Source organism: Finegoldia sp. P1-F-LS, assembly GCF_052932205.1.
Genome location: NZ_JBRFJH010000032.1, coordinates 1 through 447, shown reverse-complemented (window position 1 = coordinate 447; position 447 = coordinate 1). Strand labels below are relative to the sequence as shown.

Genomic DNA, 447 nt, shown 5'->3' with positions numbered 1-447 from the left:
GAAGGACGTGACAAGCAACGAAAACCTCGAGTAGGAGCAAATATCCAGTGACTCGGGGGAATCCGAATGGGGAAACCTACTAGACACACTCTAGTATCCATACGTAAATACATAGCGTATGGAAGCGAATGTTCTGAACTGAAACATCTAAGTAGGAACAAGAAAAGAAAGAAAACTCGATTCTCCAAGTAGCGGCGAGCGAACAGAGAGAAGCCCATTAAAGTAAGACTAAACTGATAGACAAATCTTATGGAAAGAAGAACCAAAGAAAGTAACAGTCTTGTAGTCGAAATCAGAATAGAGACACTTTAAGAAGAGTACCACGGAGCACGTGAAATTCTGTGGGAAGATAGGGGGACCACCCCCTAAGGCTAAATACTACCTGGTGACCGATAGCGAATAGTACCGTGAGGGAAAGGTGAAAAGAACCCCGGGAGGGGAGTGAAA

At 44.3% G+C, this 447-nt stretch carries 1 rRNA gene; it reads left to right on the top strand.

Annotated features, from left to right (window positions below):
* A 23S ribosomal RNA gene (locus tag ACU68Y_RS09130) occupies positions 1-447 on the top strand; the annotation flags it as partial.